Raw genomic sequence first — 20,764 nt, 5'->3', positions numbered from 1 at the left:
TACTATACAAGTGATACCCTGCTGTTTCACTTGATGTATCTCCGTCACCCAGGTACCTATCGCGACCTTGGTATTCTATGATTTTTTGCGCTGGATAAGCCCATGACACTGCTGTGGATAGCCTTACTGCCCCTGCTAGGCGTGCTGGTGCCGGCATTAACTGCCCAACGCGGCCGCACCTTGTGCTCGCTGGCGACAAGCATACTGCCCGCTGTTGCCCTGCTGCTGACACTGTTGCAGATCCCTGCCCTGTTAGAAGGTGAAGCGCTGCGTTTTAACGCGGTATGGATGCCCGAGCTAGGCCTAGAGCTGGCATTTCGATTAGATGGCCTGTCACTGCTCTTTAATCTGCTGATTTTGGGCATCGGCCTTCTGATTATATTGTATGCCCATTTTTACCTAGCCAAAGATGAGCCATTTGGACGTTTTTACGCGTTTCTCATGCTATTTATGGCATCGATGGTAGGTATTTCAATGTCAGACAACCTCATCTTACTCTGGTTATTCTGGGAACTAACCAGTCTTTCATCATTTTTGTTGATTGGCTTTTGGTCCTACCGCAGTGATGCCCGTAAAGGTGCCCGCATGGCACTTACCGTTACTGGTGCCGGTGGTTTGGCCCTGCTAGCAGGCATACTGCTGCTGGGCGATATGGCGGGCAGCTACCGAATGGACGATGTACTCAGCAGTGGTGCTGCGATCGTAGCCGACCCGCGCTATCCACTGATGCTTGGTCTGGTCCTACTCGGTGCATTCACCAAATCAGCGCAGTTTCCCTTCCAGTTTTGGCTACCTCATGCCATGGCAGCCCCAACGCCAGTCTCAGCGTATCTGCACTCTGCCACTATGGTGAAAGCGGGTATTTTTCTAATGGCGCGGTTGCATCCTGCCATTGCTGGTAGCGAACTTTGGAGCGTAGTGGTGCCATTAATAGGCACTATCACGCTGCTCTACGGCGCTTGGTTTGCTCTATTCAAGACCGACCTCAAGGGAATTCTGGCGTTCTCAACCGTCAGTCATCTAGGCTTGATCACCGTATTATTGGGTATTGGTAGTCCAATGGCGGTGCTAGCAGCCCTGTTTCATATTTTGAATCATGCCACCTTCAAAGCCGCCCTGTTTATGAGCGCAGGGATTATCGATCATGAAACGGGCACCCGAGAACTCAAGCAACTTGGGGGTCTGAAAAAGGCCATGCCTGTTACAGCGCTACTGACCACCCTGGCCGCCGCTGCTATGGCAGGTGTACCGCTATTTAATGGTTTTCTTTCTAAAGAGATGTTCTTTACCGAAACGCTAGCCACCCCGGTACTAGGTGGACTTAGTTGGTTACTCCCTGCGCTGGCAGCGTTAGGGGGCATTCTTTCAGTGGCTTATTCAGTGCGCTTGGTGCATGCGGTTTTTTACAAACCCGCTAAAGAAGCAACACCTAAAGCTCCTCACGAGCCACCGCATTTAATGCGTCTGCCTGTGGAAGTTCTAGTGGCACTTTGTGTCTTAGTCGGGCTCTTCCCCGCTTTCTTTGCCACTGGCATTTTGCAACTGGCGACCCAAGCCGTACTGGGCGAGCCGCTTGATTTCCATTTGGCTATTTGGCACGGCGTCAACCTCCCCTTAATCATGAGTGCGCTGGCTTTTGTTGCGGGAATTGCGCTGTATTGGCGCCATGCTGATCTACGCCGTTTCGTGCAGCCATTTGCCAGTGTTGATGCGCGCCGCGTTTTTGAGCGTTTTATCGTCACACTCGGTTATCGGGCCGAACAACTGATCACCAAGCTTGAAGGCAACTCACTTCAGCGCTACATGGGTTGGCTGCTTTTCGCGGCGTTACTGATGGGCGTGATTGGCTTGGCAAACATTGACGACTTAACTGGCTCAAAAGGCAATCAGCCGATTGATGGCATTGTTTTGTTAGGTGCAGGCATGCTGATATTTGGGGGAGTGGCAACCGCTGCCACCCATCGATACCGGTTAATTTCATTACTGATGCTTTCGGTCGTAGGCTTATTCGTTGCACTCACCTTTGCACGCTTTTCTGCCCCAGACCTGGCACTGACTCAGCTATCAGTAGAGGTTGTTACCATGATATTGCTGATGTTAGCGCTGTTTTTCTTACCCCAAAAAACACCACGCGAATCGAGCCCTAAGCGCAACATACGGGATATGTTACTGGCAGGCGCACTAGGCTTAGTGGTGGCTAGCCTTAACTATGCGGTGATGACGCGTGAAACGCTGTCGATTTCTGAGTTTTTTGTTGAAAACAGTAAACCTGGCGGCGGCGGCTACAACGTCGTCAACGTGATCCTGGTCGACTTCCGTGGCTTCGATACGCTTGGCGAGATTACGGTACTGGCCATTGCAGGTTTAGCGATTTTTAAACTATTAAACCGACTACGCCTGTTTATCCCTCATAGCGATGGCGAAGGTCGCGTGTGGTCACCTGATCGCTATCCCGCCATTTTAACGTCGATTTCAATGACGTTACTGCCACTAGCGCTGCTGGTTTCTGCGTTTATCTTCTTGCGCGGCCATAATCAACCTGGCGGCGGTTTTATCGCTGGCTTGATTACCGCTGTCGCGCTTATCTTGCTGTATATGGCGCGCGGTGTGGAATGGGCGCAAGAACGCCTTAACTTCCCCTTCCAGCCGGTTGCCGTGGTAGGGGTGGCCATTGCAACACTCACGGGGCTAGGCAGTTGGCTGTTGGGCTACCCGTTTCTAACATCGTCTTTCGGTTACTTTACGTTGCCACTGGTTGGCACCTTTGAGCTGGCCACCGCACTGCTATTCGATCTCGGCGTTTACTTAGCCGTTGTTGGTGCAACACTGATGATTCTTGCCAATCTGGGTAAAGTCACCACACCCCATCGGCCCGTCACAGACCCAAAAGCCACCGATAATTCGTATACGCCCAATGACAAGGAGTCTCTCTAATGGAAATGCTCTATGCCATTACGACGGGCATATTAACCGCGTGTGGACTCTATTTAACGCTGCGGGGACGCACCTTTCCGGTCGTGGTTGGTCTGACGCTGCTCTCCTATGCGGTCAACCTGTTTTTGTTTTCCATGGGTGGCTTGACTACGGACGGAGCTGCACTGGTAAATGAAAGCACGAACATTGCTGACCCGCTGCCCCAGGCACTGGTGTTGACAGCGATCGTCATTGGTTTTGCGATGACCGCCTTTGTGGTCATCCTGGCCATGCGTGCACGCAGCGAAGTGGGTAACGACCATGTCGACGGCAAAAAGGAAGACCACGAATGATTCAACACCTGATTGTTTTACCCGTGGTGCTACCGTTAGTCGCGGGCATTTTGTTGCTTTATCAACGCCAAGGATTAGTACGCTATAAGCGCGCGGTTAGCGTTGTCGCCTCTGTGCTCTTGTTATTCGTCTCAATTGCACTGGTCAACCAAGCAGCGAGTGGCGACATTACTTACTACGCGCTGGGCGACTGGCAGCCACCGTTTGGCGTAGTGCTGGTGCTTGATCGATTGTCGGCATTAATGGTGTTAGTGACCGCTATTCTGGCGGTCGGTGCGGTCATTTTTGCCTGCGGCGGTGATGATGAAAAAGGCAGTAACTTTCACGGCCTGTTTCAATGGCAGTTGCTAGGCATTAACGGTGCTTTTTTAACCGGCGACCTGTTTAATCTCTTCGTCTTTTTCGAAGTGTTGCTGCTAGCCTCTTACGCGTTACTACTGCATGGCGGAGGCAAAGCACGCATCCAGGCCAGTGTTCACTATGTCGTGCTCAACTTAGCGGGCTCTTCGCTGTTTCTGATTGCCGTGGGCATTCTATATGGTGCAACGGGTACGCTGAACATGGCCGACATGGCTCACAAACTGGCCAACCTGCCTGCTGAGCGCGAAGGCTTAGTCACCGCAGGGGCATTGATGCTGCTAGTGGTTTTCGGTTTAAAAGCGGCTATTTTGCCCCTCTACTTTTGGCTGCCCCGCGCTTATGCAGCAGCGCCTGCGCCAGTGGCAGCGTTATTCGCCATTATGACGAAGGTGGGTATTTACGCGATTTTGCGTGTTTATTCACTGATATTCAGCGATCAGGCGGGTGGTTTAGTGGCGCTAGAGCAGCCCTGGGTATGGTGGTTAGCACTCGCAACGTTAGCCGCAGCAGGTGTCGGCGTTATGGCCGCACGTGATTTGCGCCTGTTAATAGCGTACCTGGTACTTATCTCGGTAGGTACGCTACTGGCCGGAATTGGCATGCGTTCCCCTGCTGCGACATCAGCACTGCTTTATTATCTTATTCACACTACGTTGATTACCGGCGGGCTCTTTCTACTGGCCGAAATGATTGGCCTTCAGCGGGGTAAACCTGGCACACGCATTGTTAAAGGCCGCCCATTGATACAAGGAAATGCCCTGGCGATTACCTTTTTTATCGGTGCCATTGCCGTGGCGGGTTTACCACCGCTATCCGGGGCGCTCGGGAAAGCACTGATGCTTAATGCCGCAGAAGGTAGTGAGCGTGTGTGGCTTTGGCCACTACTGCTATTAACGAGTCTCGCGTCATTAATTGCACTATCTCGCGCAGGCTCTACGCTGTTTTGGCGCAGCCACCGTGGCAGCCCAAGCGGCAGCTCCCTCTCTCGCTACCAATGGATTGGCATGCTGTGGCTGCTCAGCGCGGCACCACTAATGGTGATCTTTGCAGGGCCTGTGAGTAGCTATACTCAAGCCACGGGAGAGCAGCTGGCAAACCCACAGCTGTTGATTAATACGCTTCTGCCTGATGCTGGAGACGCCCAATGATTGCCCCCCGCGCTTGGCTTCCTACGCCGGTACTATCACTGCTGCTGCTATTAGTATGGCTATTACTCGTGCGTAGCTTTGCGTTTGGTCAGATTGTGCTAGGCGGCGCGCTGGCCATCCTCATTCCGTTATTGACCCACCGCTTTTGGGATGCACGTCCGCGCATTGGTAAACCGTTCAAACTGTTGCGTTTTGGGCTTCGCGTACTAGGCGATATCGTGACCGCCAATTTCGAGGTGGCGTACTTAATTGCTAACCCCTGGCGTAAGGTCAAACCCCACTTTATTGAATATCCGCTGATGCTTGAAGAGCGGTTCACTATTACGCTACTCGCCAGCACCATCAGTCTTACACCAGGCACCGTCTCGGCAAATTTACGCATGGACGGTAAATCGCTACTTATTCATGCACTTAATGTGAACGATGAGGACGCCTTAATTGCCCAAATACGCGAGCGCTATGAGCGTCCACTTAAGGAGATTTACGAATGCTAAGCGCTGCACTGGTGATTACCTTAGCGCTGGTGGTAATGGCGCTATTGATGAATCTTTATCGCTTAACCATTGGCCCTGACCTGCCAGACCGTGTGTTGGCGCTCGACACCATGTATGTCAATTCGATTGCGCTGATCGTGCTGCTGGGACTATGGCTCAACACCAAGACTTATTTTGAGTCTGCGTTGTTAATTGCCATGCTCGGCTTTATCAGCACGGTGGCAGTATGTAAGTACATTTTACGCGGGGATATTATCGAATGAACCGTGTAACGTCTCAGGAGATGCGCCAATGTCGTTTTTTGTCGAAGCGCTAATTTCACTACTGTTAGTAGCAGGCGGTATTTTCGTCTTTATCGGCTCGCTGGGTCTCGCCCACTTAAGAGACTTCTACATGCGCCTGCATGGCCCCACCAAAGCCACCACGCTTGGTATAGGCTGTATGCTTGTCGCCTCAATGGGTTACTTTTGGAGCATCGACGGTAAACCTGACGCGCAAGAACTGTTGATTACTCTGTTTTTGTTCATTACTGCACCGGTTAGCGCTCACTTGCTCGCTAAAACGGGCCTCCACATGCAGCTCAAGCACGCTGACAAAACCCAGGGCAAACCGGTAGAACTGCGTTCAGAAGAAGTAGGTGAAAAACCCGTACCGCACCCTGATAAGGGGCACGGCTGAAAGATAAGGACATCCGTTCTTGATCGCTAAGCGCTGGCTGAAACGCCGGCGCTTTTTATACTTCAAAGGCGCGAGACAGTAGTGGGAAGCGACACTTTCCGGTAAGCTCCTTGCGTTTTGTTAGCCTGTTTTGAGGTAATTATATGTGGAGCCTGCTTAGGTTGTCGGCGCTGTCATTAACCACGTTGATGATAGCGGGTTGCTCAGACCCCAAAATAGACACAAGCTCAATGCCAGCCGCCGTTGTCTCCGTTGAGAAAGTGCGTGATTCACTCCCCACCTACAAACGTGATGAGTTCGACCAGGCACTCACTATTATTGCCATGTCATCGTTTAGCGGCATCGATTTACTTAATGCCCAACGTATGAATGCCGCCGAAATTGCCGAGTCAGCGAACGCCTACATGCATGGCCTTACGGGCGATGAGGTGATAGAACGCGCCGACAAAATGCTGCGTGAACGTCGCGCCCGCGAACGCGAGCAGGCGCTACAAACACTTGATCGCCTAGAAACCAAACAGGCTAGCGCTGCACACGACCAACAGCAACGCGCCCAGGTAAGCATTGAAAGTGCCGATTACTACATCAGCACAAGCCCCTACGGCGCATTTGAACCTGTGATTGACCTTCAAGTCACCAATGGCTCTGAGCAGGTGATTTCAGAATTATTTTTACATGGCGTATTGACCAGTCCAGACCGCGAGACACCGTGGGTCGACGAGAAATTTTACTATGTTATTGCTGGCGGCCTAGCGCCCGGCGAGACCGCACAGTGGAGCCTTGCACCCAACCGCTTCGGTCCCTGGGGAAATAACCAGATCCCCCGTAATACGGAGCTAACCTTAACACTGCAAGGGATAAATGATGCGCAAGGCGAGCCCCTCTGGAATTCACCACCGCTTAGCGAAAATGAAACCGCAAAACTAGAAGCGCTGCGTGCTGAATATGGCGGTGTTAATGCCCATACTGTCAACTAACCAGAGGCGGTGCTAAGACACCGCCTGTTCGTTTGGCAGCACTCTTAATCAGTCGATTAGATCTGCCTCTCGATACCCGATTAAATACAGCACCGCATCAATTCCCAACGTTGAAATTGCTTGGCGGGCTTGCGCACGAACCACAGGCTTGGCACGAAATGCGATCCCAAGGCCCGCTTTCGCCAGCATTTTAAGGTCGTTGGCACCATCGCCGACGGCAATAGTCTGCTCTAAGGTAAAGCCTTCCCGTAGCGCAATTTGTTCCAAAAGGTCGGCTTTGCGCTGTGCATCGACAATCGGCTCTTTTACTTCACCGGTCACTTTGCCGTTTTCAATCACCAGCTCGTTGGCGTGGATTTCGTCAAAGCCGAGCTTATCCTGAAGATGACGAGCGAAGTAGGTAAAGCCCCCCGACAGTATCACTGTGCGGTAACCAAAACGCTTTAAGTTCGCCATCAGCCGTTCGACGCCGTCCATCAGCGGCAGTTCGGCGGCAATCTCCTTCAAGACCGACTCATCCAAACCGGCTAGCTTACTCATACGCTCGCGGAAGCTTTCCTGAAAATCCAACTCGCCCCGCATCGCTCGCTCGGTCACGTCGGCGACTTCATCTCCGACCCCATGGCGGCGAGCCAGCTCATCAATCACCTCGGTCTTGATCAGCGTCGAATCCATATCAAAACACACTAAACGACGATGCCGACGCCAGATAGAGTCTTCTTGAATAGCAATATCGACACCATGCTGAGCACCTAGCGCTAAGGCCTTTTCACGTAGAGCTTCTAGCTCCGCATCGCTTCCCCTGAGCCAACACTCAACGCAAGCACCGTTAGCAGGCGAGTCACCTTCAAGCGCTTCTCGGCCTGAAAGGCGATGGATAAGTTCAACGGTGAGACCAAACTCAGCAGTCAGCGCACCTACTTCAGCTAATATACCAGCAGGTAACTTAGGGGCTAGCAGGCTTAAAATCAGTCTTGGTTGACTGGCCTGCTCGCTCCAGCGCTGATAATCGTCACCACTCACCGCAATTGCTTGTACGTCTAACGCTAGCGTATCCCCCGCTTCACTCAGGGCAGCTTCCAAAGCGCTGTCCTGATCAAGCCCCACCAGCATTTCCAAAGAGAGCATGCCAAACGTCACGCTTTGATTAATATCCAACAGCCGAGCGCCTCCCGCCGCCAACGCCTTACCCAGGCCAGCCAACTGCCCTGGGCGCGCAACCCCGGACGCACGAATCAAATAGCGTGTTGCCATGACTTACTCCCCTGCCTCTAAACAATCTACTTTTTGGAAACCGCGCGGCAGTTTGCTGCCTCGCCTACCGCGTTCACCACGATAATACGCGAGATCGTCAGCTTTCAGGGTTAGCTTACGCTTACCTGTATGAATAATAAGCTCACCACCGTCTGCCACAACGGCAATATCACGCACAAACTCTTCACGACGCGCCGCGCGTGGGCCTGGGATATCGAGCATTTTATTGCCTTTCCCTTTGGCCATTTCAGGCAGTTGGTCTAACGGGAACAGCAGCAACCTGCCTTCATTGGAAACCGATGCCACCCAATGTCCTTCGCCTTCCGGCACTTCCACGGGGGGCATAACGCTGCACCCTTTAGGCACGCTAAGCACCGCTTTACCGGCTTTATTTTTACCTGTCAGGGCTTCAAGCTGCGCGACAAAACCATAGCCACCATCACTGGCCAACACGTAGCGCTTTGTCGGCGGCGCCAGCATTAACCCTGCCATTCGCGCACCTGCCGACACGTTGACCCGTCCAGTGACCGGTTCCCCCTGGCCTCTGGCGCTGGGCAAGTTATGCGCCGCCAGGGTATAAGCGCGGCCAGTGTCGTCTAACAACACCAAAGGTTGGTTGGTTTTACCACGAGCCGCCAATTGGAAACTGTCGCCTGCTTTATAGGAGAGCCCTTCAGGATCGATATCATGGCCTTTCGCCGCACGAATCCAACCTTTATCCGATAGCACCACAGTAATCGGGTCAGCACCTAATAGCTCTACTTCAGAGAGGGCTTTCGCTTCAGTACGCTCAACCAGCGGCGAACGACGCGCATCACCATGCTCTTTACCCGCCGCACGGATCTCTTTTTCAATTAATGTGGTTAGCTTCGCTTCACTACCCAGCAGACCTTGCAGCGACTTGCGTTCTTTCTCAAGCTCATCTTGCTCGCCGCGAATTTTCATCTCTTCTAGCTTGGCAAGATGGCGCAATCGCAGTTCTAAAATCGCTTCGGCTTGCCGCTCAGAAAGACCAAAAGCAGCGATCAACGCAGACTTAGGCTCATCCTCTTCACGAATAATACGGATCACTTCGTCAAGGTCGAGATAAGCTGTCAGTAAGCCTTCTAGAATATGCAGGCGATCTTCGACTTTACCTAAACGATGCTCTAAACGACGGCGTACTGTCGCTCGCCGAAAGCGCAGCCACTCGCTCAGCATATCGGGGAGCGGCATCACGCGGGGGCGGCCATCCAGGCCGATCACGTTCATGTTCACCCGCACGTTCTTTTCTAAATCCGTGGTGGCGAACAGGTGCGCCATTAACGATTCAACATCCACACGGTTAGAGCGCGGCTCAATCACTAAGCGGGTAGGCTCTTCATGGGTGGACTCATCGCGCAGATCGGCCACCATTGGCAGCTTTTTGGCCTGCATTTGCGCGGCGATCTGCTCTAACACCTTGGCACCACTGACCTGGTAAGGCACGGCGGTAATCACGATATTGGCCTCTTCGCGCACATAGCGGGCGCGCAGCTTGACCGAGCCACGTCCAGATTCGTAGAGCTTTCGCAGATCTTCCCTGGGCGTGATAATTTCCGCATCAGTGGGAAAATCCGGCGCAGGCACAAATTCCATCAGATCGACAGTAGTTGCTTCCGGATTCCGCAACAGATGACAAGTTGCCTCTACTACCTCAGACACGTTGTGAGGCGGAATATCGGTTGCCATCCCGACCGCGATACCCGTACCGCCATTGAGCAGCACGTGAGGCAAACGAGCAGGAAGCACTACCGGCTCTTGCATCGTGCCATCGAAGTTAGGAGTCCAGTCCACGTTACCCTGCCCTAACTCACTGAGCAGCACTTCAGCAAACTTGGAAAGTTTGGCCTCGGTGTAGCGCATGGCAGCAAAGGATTTGGGGTCATCAGGGCTACCCCAGTTACCTTGCCCATCCACCAGCGGATAACGATAGCTAAACGACTGGGCCATTAGCACCATCGCTTCATAACAAGCGCTATCGCCATGGGGGTGAAACTTACCCAGCACATCACCGACGGTACGTGCCGACTTTTTGTACTTGGCATTGGCGTGCAGCGCCAACTCACGCATGGCGTAAATAATCCGCCGCTGCACGGGTTTCATCCCATCGCCAATATTGGGCAAGGCGCGGTCTAAAATGACGTACATCGAGTAGTCGAGGTACGCTTTTTCGGTGTAATCGCGCAGGGACAGCCGTTCGACGTCACCCTCTGCTACCTGAATATCCATGTCGATCATATCCTACCTTGACAACAAAACCGCCCCAGTCGGGGCGGCTGATAAGCGGACACGCGGCCACTTAACATGGCACGCTATGTTAATTGATACCTTTCATGTGATGCATTAGACAGCGCTGGTGCCTGCGATACCGCCTGCGCACCGCCGTGAAACTCATCTAGCAAGCCTTTTAAGCGCTGAGCCTGTAACGACAGTTCATTAGCAGCCCCTGCGGCCTGGCTAACCAAGCCCGCATTTTGCTGGGTCACTGTATCCATTTGCGTTACCGCACGGTTGATCTCGTCAATGCCGTTGGTTTGTTCGCTGGAAGCTTGGCTGATTTCGCTAATACGTGCCGTTACTTCTTCAATCGCCACCACAATCTCTTTCATAGCGGACTCAGCCTCTTGAGCATAACCGCTGCCAGTCGCAATCTGCTCAGACGTGGTTTTGATCAGCCCATTAATATTCCTGGCCGACGCCGCACTGCGCGAGGCAAGCTCACGCACTTCACTGGCAACAACCGCAAACCCTCTTCCGTGCTCACCTGCACGCGCTGCTTCTACCGAGGCATTCAGCGCTAATATATTGGTTTGAAAGGCAATATTTTCGATCACTTGAACAATTGAAGCGACTTCAACAGAGCTTTCGTTGATCGCTTCCATGGATTGCGCCAGTCTCGATACCTGTTGGCCGCCGCGCTTTACTTTATCCGCTGATTCTTTCGCCCTCAGGTCTGCCTCTTGAGCGTTGTCAGCGTTTCGCTTCACCGTAGTCGCCATCTCTTCCATCGTTGATGACGTCTCCTGAAGAGAAGCCGCCTGCTGCTCTGTTCGGCTAGAAAGCTCGGTATTGCCTGCCGCTATTTCAGTGGATTCGCTGGCGATAGCATCTGCCACGCTCCGCACGTCACCAAATAGTTGCTGCAGCTTCTCCGAGTATCGATTAACAGCACGGCGCAGTTCACCAATCTCATCCTCGCGATAGATCGTTAGCTCTCGACTCGAGTTATCCTGACCCAACTGATCAATTTGACGAGTAGTACTGCGTATTTGCGCCAGCAAAATACGACCACCCCACCATCCAAGCCCCAGTAAGAGTGCCAGCAAGGGGACAATAAATAGCAGTAGATCACGTGTTAGCGTACGTGCCAAAGCCGTGACTTGTTCGCTAGGGGTTACTAATCCAAGCGTCCACCCCGTACGCGGCATGTCAAACAAACGTACTTCAGCAGGTTCTGCTAACACGCCTGCGCTTTCGATACTGGCCTGTTCATGGCCAGCACTCATCGCCGCAACAACAGGCTGAAGCCAGGGCATATCGCGGACAACGTCAGATAAACCCTGCATCTCATCCGAGGACTGCTCAACGCCCGGCAGATCAATCACATTGCGCTCTTTATCCAGCACGAAAGCGTAACCGCCTGTACCGCCGCCGTTTTCTGCAAGAAACTCAGCCACGCCGCCTAGCTGCATATCAATGGTGGCCACCCCTGAAAAAGCGCCATCGATATAATACGGAACGCTACAGGTCACCATGGCAACCCCTGTCGCTGGGTCGCGGTAAGCGGCAGACCAAACACACTGCCCTGGCGTCGCATTCCGGGCGCTGCTGTACCATGCTTCGTCGTGGTAAGGCGCAATAGTGCTCGCGTTATAATCATCCAGGAACTCCAGCTCTCCCTGGGTATTACGTGCCCAGAAGAAGCTGAAGCGCTCTACCCCTGGTGAAAAAGCGCCCGGCTCAGGCCAGATACCGCCTCCAGCAATCGTCATATTGCCGTTATCATCGACCACATTTGGCAGTGCTTGCTGGTAAATCGCTTCATCTTGAGGAAGCGACTCGGCTAGCGCTGCTAAACTAGAGGTATTCCCCTCAACGCGAGCCAACTGGCCATTCAGTGCATTCACAATAGAGCCGCCGGTACGCTCAATTAGTGACTGACTTGCATCGATCACCAGCGGCTGACCGCGCCATGCCATTACGCCGTAAATACTGACAGCCATCAGTAGTGTTAACACCACTGCAGACAACGTTAACTGCCGAGAGATTGTGTTGAACAAAGCCATTCCCCTGTCTATGAGCGTTTTGTACGCGTCTTAGTATGTAATAAGCTACATATTCAACTATCGGCCAAATAGCACGGCACTGTAATAATGCCTGTTAACGTCTACCTGACGGGTTGGCTTCACGCTTCTGGTCGTTACGATTAGGCTGATGGCGCCTCTATAGGTGTAACTACACCTCTACATCAGCAAGGTTACCGTAATCCTCCAGCCATTTTTTACGGTCACCGGCGCGTTTCTTGGCCAGCAACATATCCATCATTTCCATGGTGCCATCGCCCTCTTCCAGCGTTAACTGAACCAGACGACGGGTTTCCACTGACATGGTGGTTTCACGCAACTGTAGCGGGCTCATTTCACCCAAGCCTTTAAAACGTTGAACATTGGGCGTGCCACGCTTTTTCGCCAGCTGTTTGAGAATGGCGGCTTTTTCGCTCTCATCCAGGGCATAGTGCACTTCTTTACCTAAATCGATTCGGTAAAGCGGCGGCATAGCGACGAACACATGTCCGGCATCCACCAAGCTGGGGAAGTGCCTTACAAATAGCGCGCACAACAGCGTCGCAATGTGCAGGCCATCGGAGTCAGCATCAGCCAGGATGCAGATTTTGTGATAGCGCAGCTTTTCAAGGTCTGCGCTACCGGGGTCAGCACCAATGGCCACAGCGATATCATGCACTTCCTGGGAACCGTAGATATCGTGGGTATCGACTTCCCAGGTGTTGAGGATTTTTCCACGCAGCGGAAGAATGGCCTGGGTTTCCCGATTACGTGCCTGCTTAGCACTGCCGCCCGCCGAGTCGCCTTCGACTAAGAACAGCTCGCTTAGGGCAGGGTCCTGGCCGGAACAGTCGGCGAGCTTGCCTGGCAGCGCGGGGCCGGAAGTGACTTTTTTACGGGCGACCTTCTTGGACTTTTTCTGACGTTGCTGGGCGGCGCTGATCACCATTTCCGCCAACTGTTCGGCCTGTTCGATATGGTGGTTAAGCCATAGCGAGAAAGCATCTTTCAACACCCCAGAGACAAAGCCCGCAATCGTGCGCGACGACAAGCGCTCTTTGGTCTGCCCGGCAAACTGAGGGTCAAGCATTTTAACCGACAGCACAAAGGAGGCTCGCTCCCATAAATCATCGGCGGTTAGCTTAATGCCTCGGGGCAATAAGCTGCGGTATTCACAGAACTCCCGCAGCGCTTCCAGCAACCCTGAGCGAAAGCCATTAACATGCGTGCCGCCCTGGGGTGTGGGAATCAGGTTGACGTAGCTTTCTAATAACGCTTCGCCACCTTCGGGTAACCATTGAATCGCCCAGTCAACACCATGCTCGTCGTCACTAAAATGGCCTACGAAGGGTTCGTTGGGCACCACTTCATAGCCATCGGTAGCTTCAGCCAAATAATCTCGCAACCCATCGGCATAAGCCCATTCAGTTTTAGTACCGTCAGGCTCTACCAGCGTAACGGCCAACCCAGGACACAGTACCGCCTTGGCACGTAGCAAGTGTTTTAACTTTGAAAGCGCAAGCTTTGGGCTGTCGAAGTAACTCTCATCTGGCCAGAAGCGCACCAAGGTCCCTGTTGCCTTCTTGGCGGCTTTGCCAATTTCATGCAACTCTTCAACTTTCTCACCAAACTCAAAGGCCATGGCGTGGCGCGCGCCATTACGGGTGACTTCAACATCTAAGCGCCGCGATAAGGCGTTAACCACCGACACGCCAACCCCGTGCAAGCCACCCGAAAAACGATAGCTGGAGGATGAAAATTTGCCACCAGAGTGGAGCTTGGTAAAGATTAGTTCGACGCCCGACACGCCATGTTCAGGGTGCAAATCAATCGGCATACCACGGCCATTATCCTGCACTTCAATGGCACCATCGCGATGCAGCACTACGCTGATAGCCGATGCATGCCCGGCAAGGGCCTCATCAACACTGTTATCGATGACCTCTTGAGCGAGGTGGTTAGGCCGCGAGGTGTCGGTGTACATACCGGGACGCTTACGCACCGGCTCGAGCCCTGATAGGACCTCGATGGAACTCGCGCCGTACTGGGAGGCATCAAACTGGGTCATGTAGCGTCGGTTCCTGAAAATCGTTTCCTGAAAAATAGTCCTGGCAGCCGCACTGCGTCATTAAACCTACTGCTTCAAAGCGCGACAAGCCTCCGACAAAGGAGCACAGGATAGCGGAAAAGCAAAAAGCTGTATATCCAGCCATGACAATCGGGGTAGCGTACTATTCCTGTTCTGCCGCCCAAAACGCCTCAATCAAGCCACGGCTGGAAACATCCATGCGGGAAATATCACCCTCTCCATCAATTATCGCCTGGGTGTCGGTGGCAATTTTTTTGCCCAGTTCAACGCCCCACTGATCAAATGGATTGATATCCCAAATGACCGCCTGAACAAACACTTTGTGTTCATACAGGGCTATCAGAGCGCCCAGGGTGAAGGGTGTTAGCTTATCTAGCAGTACCGTCGTAGAGGGCTGGTTGCCGCGGTAGCGCTTATGCTCCGGGCGGGGGCCATCATCATCCAGGGCGTCATCCCCCAGCATCAAAACCCGCGACTGGGCAAAACAGTTAGCCAGAGCCAACCGGTGCTGCGCTTTTAGATGGCGACGTGTATCTGGGTCTTCCACCTCATCGTAGCGCTTCAGCGGCGCGATAAAATCGCACACGACCGGCTGGGTGCCTTGGTGAAGTAACTGATAAAAGGCGTGTTGAGCGTTGGGGCCAAGTTGCCCCCACAGCACTGGGCAGGTCGAGTAGTTAACTGCCTGGCCTTGGCGAGTCACCGACTTACCGTTGGACTCCATCTCAAGCTGTTCAAGATAGGCAGCAAAGTATTCCAAACGCCCATCGTAAGGCAGTATCGAGTGGGCACGAATATCCAGGAAATTGACGTTCCAGATACCAGCTAACCCCAGTAGCACTGGTAGGTTGTCTTCCATTGGCGCATCACGGAAGTGGCAGTCCATGGCATGGGCCCCCGCCAACAGTTCGCGGAAGTTATCCATGCCAACGACAAGCGCAATCGGTAGGCCGATGGTGCCCCACAAAGAGTAACGCCCACCGACCCAGTCCCAGAACATCAGTTGGTGGTCTGGGGAAATACCCCATTCACTCATCTTTTCAGGGCTCGCCGATACACCAATGAAGTGCTGGCGAACAATCAACTCTGCGCTCAATGGTGCTGCACTGGGGAGATCACCATGTGCCGAGAGCTTTCCTAACAACCAGTCTTTGGCCGTATTAGCATTGGAAAGCGTGTCGATGGTGGTAAACGACTTGGACGATAAAACGAACAGAGTTGTTTCTGGATTAAAACGACTTAGATAATCCGCCAGTTGGGAGCCATCCATGGTAGACGCAAAGTGTACGTCCAATGGCTGCCCCTCTTTTGGCCGATAATCCGCCAGCGCATGGGTGACCATTAACGGGCCAAGATCCGAACCACCAACACCTAAATTCACCACATGGCGGATAGGTTTGCCGGTTGCACCACGCCACTGCCCCGCTTGCAGTCGCTGCACCAAGTGTTCCATCTGGGCAAGGCTCTCGTGCACAGCGGCCACCACATCTTCCCCTTCTACCTCAAGTGTGGCATCAGCAGGTAACCGTAAGGCCGTATGTAGCGCCGGGCGATTTTCACTGACGTTTACACGTTTCCCACTTAGCAGTGCATCAATCGCCCCAGGCATACCCGCTTCGTGCGCCAACGCGAGCAAATGTTCAAGGGTGTCATCATCCCAGCGCTGTTTGGATAAATCCAAGGTCAGTCCGGCTACCTGACGAGTGAAGTTCACCCAGCGACTGTCGTCATCACCGAACAAGTTTTTTAAGTGTACGTGCTGTAGCGCTTCAGCATGATGCTTCAACGTCTGCCATGCGGGTAGCGTATCGGGGGTTGTGCGTGTTGCTGAAGCCATATGCCTTCTCCTGTGGCGTCATTCCATGCAGCAGGAATCTGTTATAAACAGGCCTGTTCTGGTGTATCAAGGGCGCGTAAACTACGCAGCCTCATTAATAATCCTGGCTTGCCCATGAGTGATGCATCTTACCGCGACGCTATCTTTTCAACACCCTTAGATAAGGTGGCAAGGTTCTCCTTCGACGAACAGGTCGTTGCGTGCTTCCCTGATATGATCCGCCGTTCGGTGCCCGGTTACGGGCAAATCCTCGGCATGTTGAGCTTAATTGCCCAACGCCATCTGCGCCACGGCGCTCATGTTTACGACCTAGGCTGCTCGCTGGGCGCATCAGGCCTGGCGCTGGCTGGCGCACTCCCCGCCGATGCCTTTCGCTATACTGGAGTGGATCTTTCGCCCGCCATGGTAGCTAGGGCCAAACAGACTTTTTTGGAAGAGTGCCCAGACCACGCCATGCAGATCAAGGAGGCCGACATACGCACCCTTGATTATGCACCTTCCGGCATGATCATTCTTAATTTTACGCTGCAGTTTCTACCCCCCGCTGATCGCGATGCGCTGTTAAAGCGGCTTTACGACGCCCTTGAACCAGGCGGCGTGCTGATTTTGTCGGAGAAAACCATCGATGCCGATGAGCGGGACAATGCCTGGCGAGTCGAGCGCTACCATGACTTCAAGCGCGCCAATGGCTACAGCGATATGGAAATCAGCCAAAAACGCACCGCGCTGGAAAACGTGCTGATTCCCGACACACTTGATGCCTTGCATGGCCGCTTAGCCCAAGCGGGCTTCCCCCGCTCCATGACCTGGTTCCAGTACTTGAACTTTACCTCGCTGATCGCCTTCAAGGAGGATTAAGGTGCCGCTGTTACCCGACGATCATCGCGCGCTTTATCAGGCATTTTTAGATCAAGCCAGTCAGGATGCCACACTGACACCCTGGCTTGCCAAGCTGCCAGAGCAGTTGGCCAATGGATTAGATCGCCAGCGCCATGGCGACCTGTCCGCTTGGGAGAAAGCGGTTGCCAAACTACCTGCTCTGCCCGAGGAGCGCCACGTCGATCTCACCAGCGACACGGTGAGCATTGATGTCGCTTTGAGCGATAGCCAGAAGCGCCAGTGCTTTAACCTACTGCGCAAACTATCCCCCTGGCGCAAAGGCCCCTTCCGACTGGGCGGCATCGATATTGACACCGAATGGCGCTCCGACTGGAAATGGCAAAGAGTTGCTCCGCATCTCGCGCCGCTTAAGTACCGTAAGGTGTTAGATGTTGGCGGTGGCAGCGGCTACCACGCCTGGCGCATGACTGGTGAAGGCGCAGCTTTTGTGCTGGTCATAGACCCTTCGCCACGCTTTTATTGGCAGTTTCAGGCAGTGCGCCACTTCGTTGGCGATGCCGACGGTGGCCGCACGCAGTTTCTGCCGGTAGGCATTGAAGAAGTACCAGAAAAGCTAGGCTTTTTCGATACGGTATTTTCCATGGGCGTGCTCTACCATCGCCCTTCACCACTTGAGCATTTGCAGCAGCTAAAAGAGGCGCTAGCCCCCGGCGGCGAGCTGGTGTTAGAAACGCTGGTCGTTGAAGGCGATGAGCAAACCGTGTTTGTGCCTGGCGAACGCTATGCTGCCATGCCTAATGTCTACTTCCTACCCTCTTCAAAAGCGCTATGCCACTGGCTGGAGCGGTGTGGTTTTACCAATGTGCGAGTGGTCGACGAAGCGGTAACAACACTTGACGAGCAGCGCTCAACTGAGTGGATGACCTATCAATCGCTAGCGGATTTCCTCGACCCCAGCGACCCAACACGCACCATTGAAGGCTATCCCGCCCCACGACGGGCGGTAATCATCGCCAATCGAAACTAATGCGGATACGTTATGTCGTATTTTAGGCAAAACTGATTTTAATGAAACAGTTCTTAATTACATAGCCAGTAATGTCCTAGTTCATAATGACATGGCTAGTAACGACATAGCTCATAACGACTGAGCGGTTCTTGTCGGCACAAGCTCACTAACAGAACATCGAGGAGTGAAGATGGGTTTTTTAGCGTGGATTTTGTTCGGCCTTATCGCCGGTGTTATTGCAAAAGTAATTATGCCTGGTAAAGATCCAGGTGGCCTTATCATTACTATTCTACTCGGTATCGCCGGCGCATTCGTTGGCGGCTGGATCGGCTCACTGGTTGGGCTTGGCACCATGGGTGACTTTAGCTTTGGCAGTTTTGTGACCGCTATTGTAGGTGCATTGGTATTGTTGGCTGGCTACCGGATGATCAAGAAGTAATTTGTCTGCATCCAACGCACAACGCTGAAAAGCCGCTCAAACAGAGCGGCTTTTTCGTTACTCATTTAGACTACCCAAATCTCAACGCCGCAAAATCACCAGCCAGCGACCAAGATTCATCACGCTGGCCAACGAAGCAGCGACGTAGGTGAACGCACAGGCGGTAAGTACATGGCGAGCACCCGGCATATCATAGGGTGGCACGTACTCTTTAAGCAGCGGCAGCGCGCGGTTAAAACTAGCATCAAACTCGACAGGCAGCGTCACCAGGTGCACCAGCGCGGCGGTACCAAAACTGATGACTGCCATGGCGATGACCGCTGCCAGCCCACCCGGCAGCCGTGTGAGTACAAACAGAAACGGCGCTGCCATCATTAAAATAGCACCTAGCTTTTCTGCCTTTTGCGCCACTTGTACCAAGCGGCTACGAGCTAGCAGCGGCGCGTAGCCCTCATGATGTTGAATAGCATGTCCGACCTCGTGGGCTGCAACGGTCACCGCCGTCAGCGAGCGGCCATCATAGTGGTCCGGGGTAAGGCGTACGCAGCGCGATTCCGGGTCGTAATGATCGCCAAATTCGGTGCGCTCTACTGTCACGCCTTCAACACCCAAGCGCCGCAGCAGGTGCTCGGCAAGTTCCGCGCCGGTGCCCGGGTAATCATCCCGCCCACGAGTGTGGCGTTTTAACACCCATTTTGCCCATAGATTAGGCAGAACAAAAATGGCCAGCGCCAATACAATTAACACAATGACCATGATCACACTCACCGCTGATTAAGAACCTAAATTAACGACCCGCTAACCCGTGTTTAGTTTTACCATGAGCACAAAATAGGCGCACTCACCTGCAACTATTCAGGGTCATTGTGATGCGCGTCTACATCGCGTTGCACAGCCTGTAGCCCTCTGGCAGAAATGTCGCCTTTGGCGTAGGCATGCTCGGCGATCAAAACGCTGTCAGCAGCAAGCACTAATTCACAATCGATATGAGCAAGCTCCTCCCGCAACCGCTGAATAGCTTGTTCCCGCTGGGGATCTTTATCTACCCTGCGAATATAGATCGCTTTGATGCGCGTGGGATAAGCCTTCACTACCTCAGTATAAACCTCTGGATCGTGTTGGCCGCTATCGCCGATCAAAATACAGGGCATATCATGATAGAGCGTTAACATGCGGTCGATTAAATCGCGCTTGTGGGCTTCAGCTCGCCGTGGCCAGGGGCGACGCAGGGATATCCCCCACTCGCGTAGGAATAAAATAGGGCCGACAGGAATTCGGTTAAGCTGAAAGAAGGTTTCCAGCATCTCATAGATTGCCCAGGGCCCTCGGGAAACATACAAAATAGGCCGCTCTGCTTTCTCGGTTTGCCCGCGATACAGCGCTTGATAAAGCGACGCAACCCCAGGAAAGGCTGTACGGCGATGAGGTTTACGGACAAACAGGCGATACAGCATTTTGAACTTTTCGGCGACACCGGTGAACATGACGGTGTCGTCAATATCACTGATAACCAGCAGGTCTGCCTCAGGAGGCGGCACGTAAACCTCAACGCTGGTGCGGATTGTCGAGTGGCCGTCTGCATGAACCATAATATCGGCGCGATGCCAGGAAACATCGACCGGTAACGCGGTACTAATCGGCAGGTGAGCATCAAAGTAGCCATCACGGTCAGTTATCAAGCACAGCTGGTTATCACCAATGCGTATATCCACTTTGGCATTAGCGAGGCCGCGCCGAAAGATACGCCGGGCCACGTCTGCGGTGTCCCGTAACATACCCCGCCGAGGTATCGCCCGGCCTAGTGCGGCCTGACGAAACACACGCCCCATGACAAACACTTCCTGCTGAGAGCCGTAGCCGCGATAGGGATGCACCATCATGCCCCCATGACCGCTGTCGCGCTTCATCGGCTTTGCCACCACATGAGCCAACCGCTTGGCAAAACTTACCCACGGGTGATACCACGCCATTATTGGCACCCACCCAAGAAACACTCACTCACGTCATCGGCAACCGCTATATTTTGCGTCATTCCAAACATTATTCACTTCCTGTGATGACTCAGTTAA

The 20,764-nt window shown here is 53.3% G+C and carries 17 protein-coding genes; 10 read left to right on the top strand and 7 right to left on the bottom strand.

Annotated elements, in window-relative coordinates; all coding sequences use genetic code 11:
• Nucleotides 1-102 precede the first annotated feature (102 nt).
• The 7 genes from L1X57_RS12495 (at nucleotide 103) to L1X57_RS12465 (ending at nucleotide 6,923) form a co-directional block, all read left to right on the top strand.
• Nucleotides 103-2,934 (top strand): monovalent cation/H+ antiporter subunit A, encoded by a 2,832-nt coding sequence (locus L1X57_RS12495; protein WP_009721924.1) that lies wholly within the window; start codon nucleotides 103-105, stop codon nucleotides 2,932-2,934.
• Nucleotides 2,934-3,266 carry a Na+/H+ antiporter subunit C gene (locus L1X57_RS12490; protein WP_009721923.1) on the top strand — a complete coding sequence of 111 codons (333 nt, stop codon included), beginning with the start codon at nucleotides 2,934-2,936 and terminating at the stop codon, nucleotides 3,264-3,266. Before L1X57_RS12495 ends, L1X57_RS12490 begins: the two co-directional genes overlap by 1 nt.
• Nucleotides 3,263-4,774 carry a monovalent cation/H+ antiporter subunit D gene (locus L1X57_RS12485; RefSeq protein WP_009721922.1) on the top strand — a complete coding sequence of 504 codons (1,512 nt, stop codon included), beginning with the start codon at nucleotides 3,263-3,265 and terminating at the stop codon, nucleotides 4,772-4,774. Before L1X57_RS12490 ends, L1X57_RS12485 begins: the two co-directional genes overlap by 4 nt.
• Nucleotides 4,771-5,268, top strand: a complete 498-nt coding sequence (locus tag L1X57_RS12480; protein ID WP_009721921.1) for a Na+/H+ antiporter subunit E — start codon at nucleotides 4,771-4,773, stop codon at nucleotides 5,266-5,268. Before L1X57_RS12485 ends, L1X57_RS12480 begins: the two co-directional genes overlap by 4 nt.
• Nucleotides 5,262-5,531: a K+/H+ antiporter subunit F gene (locus L1X57_RS12475; protein WP_009721920.1), complete on the top strand. Its 270-nt coding sequence runs from the start codon at nucleotides 5,262-5,264 to the stop codon at nucleotides 5,529-5,531. The genes L1X57_RS12480 and L1X57_RS12475 overlap by 7 nt, the downstream gene beginning before the upstream one ends.
• A 28-nt stretch (nucleotides 5,532-5,559) precedes the next feature.
• Nucleotides 5,560-5,946 (top strand): Na+/H+ antiporter subunit G, encoded by a 387-nt coding sequence (locus L1X57_RS12470; RefSeq protein ID WP_009721919.1) that lies wholly within the window; start codon nucleotides 5,560-5,562, stop codon nucleotides 5,944-5,946.
• Between the two features lie 143 nt (nucleotides 5,947-6,089).
• Nucleotides 6,090-6,923, top strand: coding sequence for a DUF6694 family lipoprotein (locus L1X57_RS12465; protein WP_234667755.1), 834 nt, complete (start codon nucleotides 6,090-6,092; stop codon nucleotides 6,921-6,923).
• 48 nt (nucleotides 6,924-6,971) lie between these two features.
• On the opposite strand, the gene serB is transcribed toward L1X57_RS12465, so the two are convergent.
• The 5 genes from serB to pgi all read right to left on the bottom strand — a co-directional run bounded on the left by serB (nucleotide 6,972) and on the right by pgi (nucleotide 16,407).
• Nucleotides 6,972-8,177 (bottom strand): phosphoserine phosphatase SerB, encoded by a 1,206-nt coding sequence (serB, locus tag L1X57_RS12460; protein ID WP_009721917.1) that lies wholly within the window; start codon nucleotides 8,175-8,177, stop codon nucleotides 6,972-6,974.
• 3 nt (nucleotides 8,178-8,180) lie between these two features.
• The gene (parC, locus tag L1X57_RS12455) at nucleotides 8,181-10,436 is read right to left on the bottom strand and encodes a DNA topoisomerase IV subunit A (RefSeq protein ID WP_234667752.1); all 2,256 of its coding nucleotides are present in this window, start codon (nucleotides 10,434-10,436) and stop codon (nucleotides 8,181-8,183) included.
• Between the two features lie 74 nt (nucleotides 10,437-10,510).
• The gene (locus L1X57_RS12450; RefSeq protein ID WP_009721915.1) at nucleotides 10,511-12,484 is read right to left on the bottom strand and encodes a methyl-accepting chemotaxis protein; all 1,974 of its coding nucleotides are present in this window, start codon (nucleotides 12,482-12,484) and stop codon (nucleotides 10,511-10,513) included.
• Between the two features lie 169 nt (nucleotides 12,485-12,653).
• Nucleotides 12,654-14,549: a DNA topoisomerase IV subunit B gene (gene parE, locus L1X57_RS12445; RefSeq protein WP_009721914.1), complete on the bottom strand. Its 1,896-nt coding sequence runs from the start codon at nucleotides 14,547-14,549 to the stop codon at nucleotides 12,654-12,656.
• A 163-nt stretch (nucleotides 14,550-14,712) separates the two neighbouring features.
• Nucleotides 14,713-16,407: a glucose-6-phosphate isomerase gene (gene pgi / locus L1X57_RS12440; RefSeq protein ID WP_009721913.1), complete on the bottom strand. Its 1,695-nt coding sequence runs from the start codon at nucleotides 16,405-16,407 to the stop codon at nucleotides 14,713-14,715.
• Between the two features lie 114 nt (nucleotides 16,408-16,521).
• On the opposite strand from pgi, the gene cmoA reads away from it, so the two are divergent.
• The 3 genes from cmoA to L1X57_RS12425 all read left to right on the top strand — a co-directional run bounded on the left by cmoA (nucleotide 16,522) and on the right by L1X57_RS12425 (nucleotide 18,695).
• On the top strand, nucleotides 16,522-17,265 hold the full coding sequence (cmoA, locus tag L1X57_RS12435) for a carboxy-S-adenosyl-L-methionine synthase CmoA (protein WP_234667750.1): 744 nt from the start codon (nucleotides 16,522-16,524) through the stop codon (nucleotides 17,263-17,265).
• A 1-nt stretch (nucleotide 17,266) separates the two neighbouring features.
• Nucleotides 17,267-18,274 carry a tRNA 5-methoxyuridine(34)/uridine 5-oxyacetic acid(34) synthase CmoB gene (gene cmoB, locus L1X57_RS12430; protein WP_009721911.1) on the top strand — a complete coding sequence of 336 codons (1,008 nt, stop codon included), beginning with the start codon at nucleotides 17,267-17,269 and terminating at the stop codon, nucleotides 18,272-18,274.
• Between the two features lie 172 nt (nucleotides 18,275-18,446).
• A complete protein-coding gene (locus L1X57_RS12425; RefSeq protein ID WP_009721910.1) occupies nucleotides 18,447-18,695 on the top strand; it encodes a GlsB/YeaQ/YmgE family stress response membrane protein in 249 nt (82 codons plus the stop codon).
• Nucleotides 18,696-18,776: 81 nt separating this feature from the next.
• Here L1X57_RS12425 and L1X57_RS12420 read toward each other — a convergent pair whose 3' ends face one another.
• Both L1X57_RS12420 and L1X57_RS12415 read right to left on the bottom strand, forming a co-directional pair.
• Nucleotides 18,777-19,451 (bottom strand): zinc metallopeptidase, encoded by a 675-nt coding sequence (locus tag L1X57_RS12420; protein ID WP_009721909.1) that lies wholly within the window; start codon nucleotides 19,449-19,451, stop codon nucleotides 18,777-18,779.
• A gap of 95 nt (nucleotides 19,452-19,546) precedes the next feature.
• Nucleotides 19,547-20,665: an App1 family protein gene (locus L1X57_RS12415; protein WP_009721908.1), complete on the bottom strand. Its 1,119-nt coding sequence runs from the start codon at nucleotides 20,663-20,665 to the stop codon at nucleotides 19,547-19,549.
• Between the last annotated feature and the right edge of the window lie 99 nt (nucleotides 20,666-20,764).

It is taken from the genome of Halomonas sp. TD01 (assembly GCF_923868895.1).
Lineage (GTDB): Bacteria > Pseudomonadota > Gammaproteobacteria > Pseudomonadales > Halomonadaceae > Vreelandella.
Note: the sequence above shows the minus strand (reverse complement) of the source record. Positions and strands in the feature narration are given on the sequence as shown.

What these genes read in the sequence shown, in the direction of transcription:
- L1X57_RS12420 (WP_009721909.1), bottom strand. Translation starts at nt 19,451, where the DNA reads ATGGTCATTGTGTTAATTGTATTGGCGCTGGCCATTTTTGTTCTGCCT.
- serB (WP_009721917.1), bottom strand. Translation starts at nt 8,177, where the DNA reads ATGGCAACACGCTATTTGATTCGTGCGTCCGGGGTTGCGCGCCCAGGG.
- L1X57_RS12470 (WP_009721919.1), top strand. Translation starts at nt 5,560, where the DNA reads ATGTCGTTTTTTGTCGAAGCGCTAATTTCACTACTGTTAGTAGCAGGC.
- L1X57_RS12490 (WP_009721923.1), top strand. Translation starts at nt 2,934, where the DNA reads ATGGAAATGCTCTATGCCATTACGACGGGCATATTAACCGCGTGTGGA.
- L1X57_RS12465 (WP_234667755.1), top strand. Translation starts at nt 6,090, where the DNA reads ATGTGGAGCCTGCTTAGGTTGTCGGCGCTGTCATTAACCACGTTGATG.
- L1X57_RS12415 (WP_009721908.1), bottom strand. Translation starts at nt 20,665, where the DNA reads ATGGCGTGGTATCACCCGTGGGTAAGTTTTGCCAAGCGGTTGGCTCAT.
- L1X57_RS12475 (WP_009721920.1), top strand. Translation starts at nt 5,262, where the DNA reads ATGCTAAGCGCTGCACTGGTGATTACCTTAGCGCTGGTGGTAATGGCG.
- cmoA (WP_234667750.1), top strand. Translation starts at nt 16,522, where the DNA reads ATGAGTGATGCATCTTACCGCGACGCTATCTTTTCAACACCCTTAGAT.
- L1X57_RS12485 (WP_009721922.1), top strand. Translation starts at nt 3,263, where the DNA reads ATGATTCAACACCTGATTGTTTTACCCGTGGTGCTACCGTTAGTCGCG.
- parE (WP_009721914.1), bottom strand. Translation starts at nt 14,549, where the DNA reads ATGACCCAGTTTGATGCCTCCCAGTACGGCGCGAGTTCCATCGAGGTC.
- L1X57_RS12495 (WP_009721924.1), top strand. Translation starts at nt 103, where the DNA reads ATGACACTGCTGTGGATAGCCTTACTGCCCCTGCTAGGCGTGCTGGTG.
- L1X57_RS12425 (WP_009721910.1), top strand. Translation starts at nt 18,447, where the DNA reads ATGGGTTTTTTAGCGTGGATTTTGTTCGGCCTTATCGCCGGTGTTATT.
- parC (WP_234667752.1), bottom strand. Translation starts at nt 10,436, where the DNA reads ATGATCGACATGGATATTCAGGTAGCAGAGGGTGACGTCGAACGGCTG.
- L1X57_RS12480 (WP_009721921.1), top strand. Translation starts at nt 4,771, where the DNA reads ATGATTGCCCCCCGCGCTTGGCTTCCTACGCCGGTACTATCACTGCTG.
- pgi (WP_009721913.1), bottom strand. Translation starts at nt 16,407, where the DNA reads ATGGCTTCAGCAACACGCACAACCCCCGATACGCTACCCGCATGGCAG.
- L1X57_RS12450 (WP_009721915.1), bottom strand. Translation starts at nt 12,484, where the DNA reads ATGGCTTTGTTCAACACAATCTCTCGGCAGTTAACGTTGTCTGCAGTG.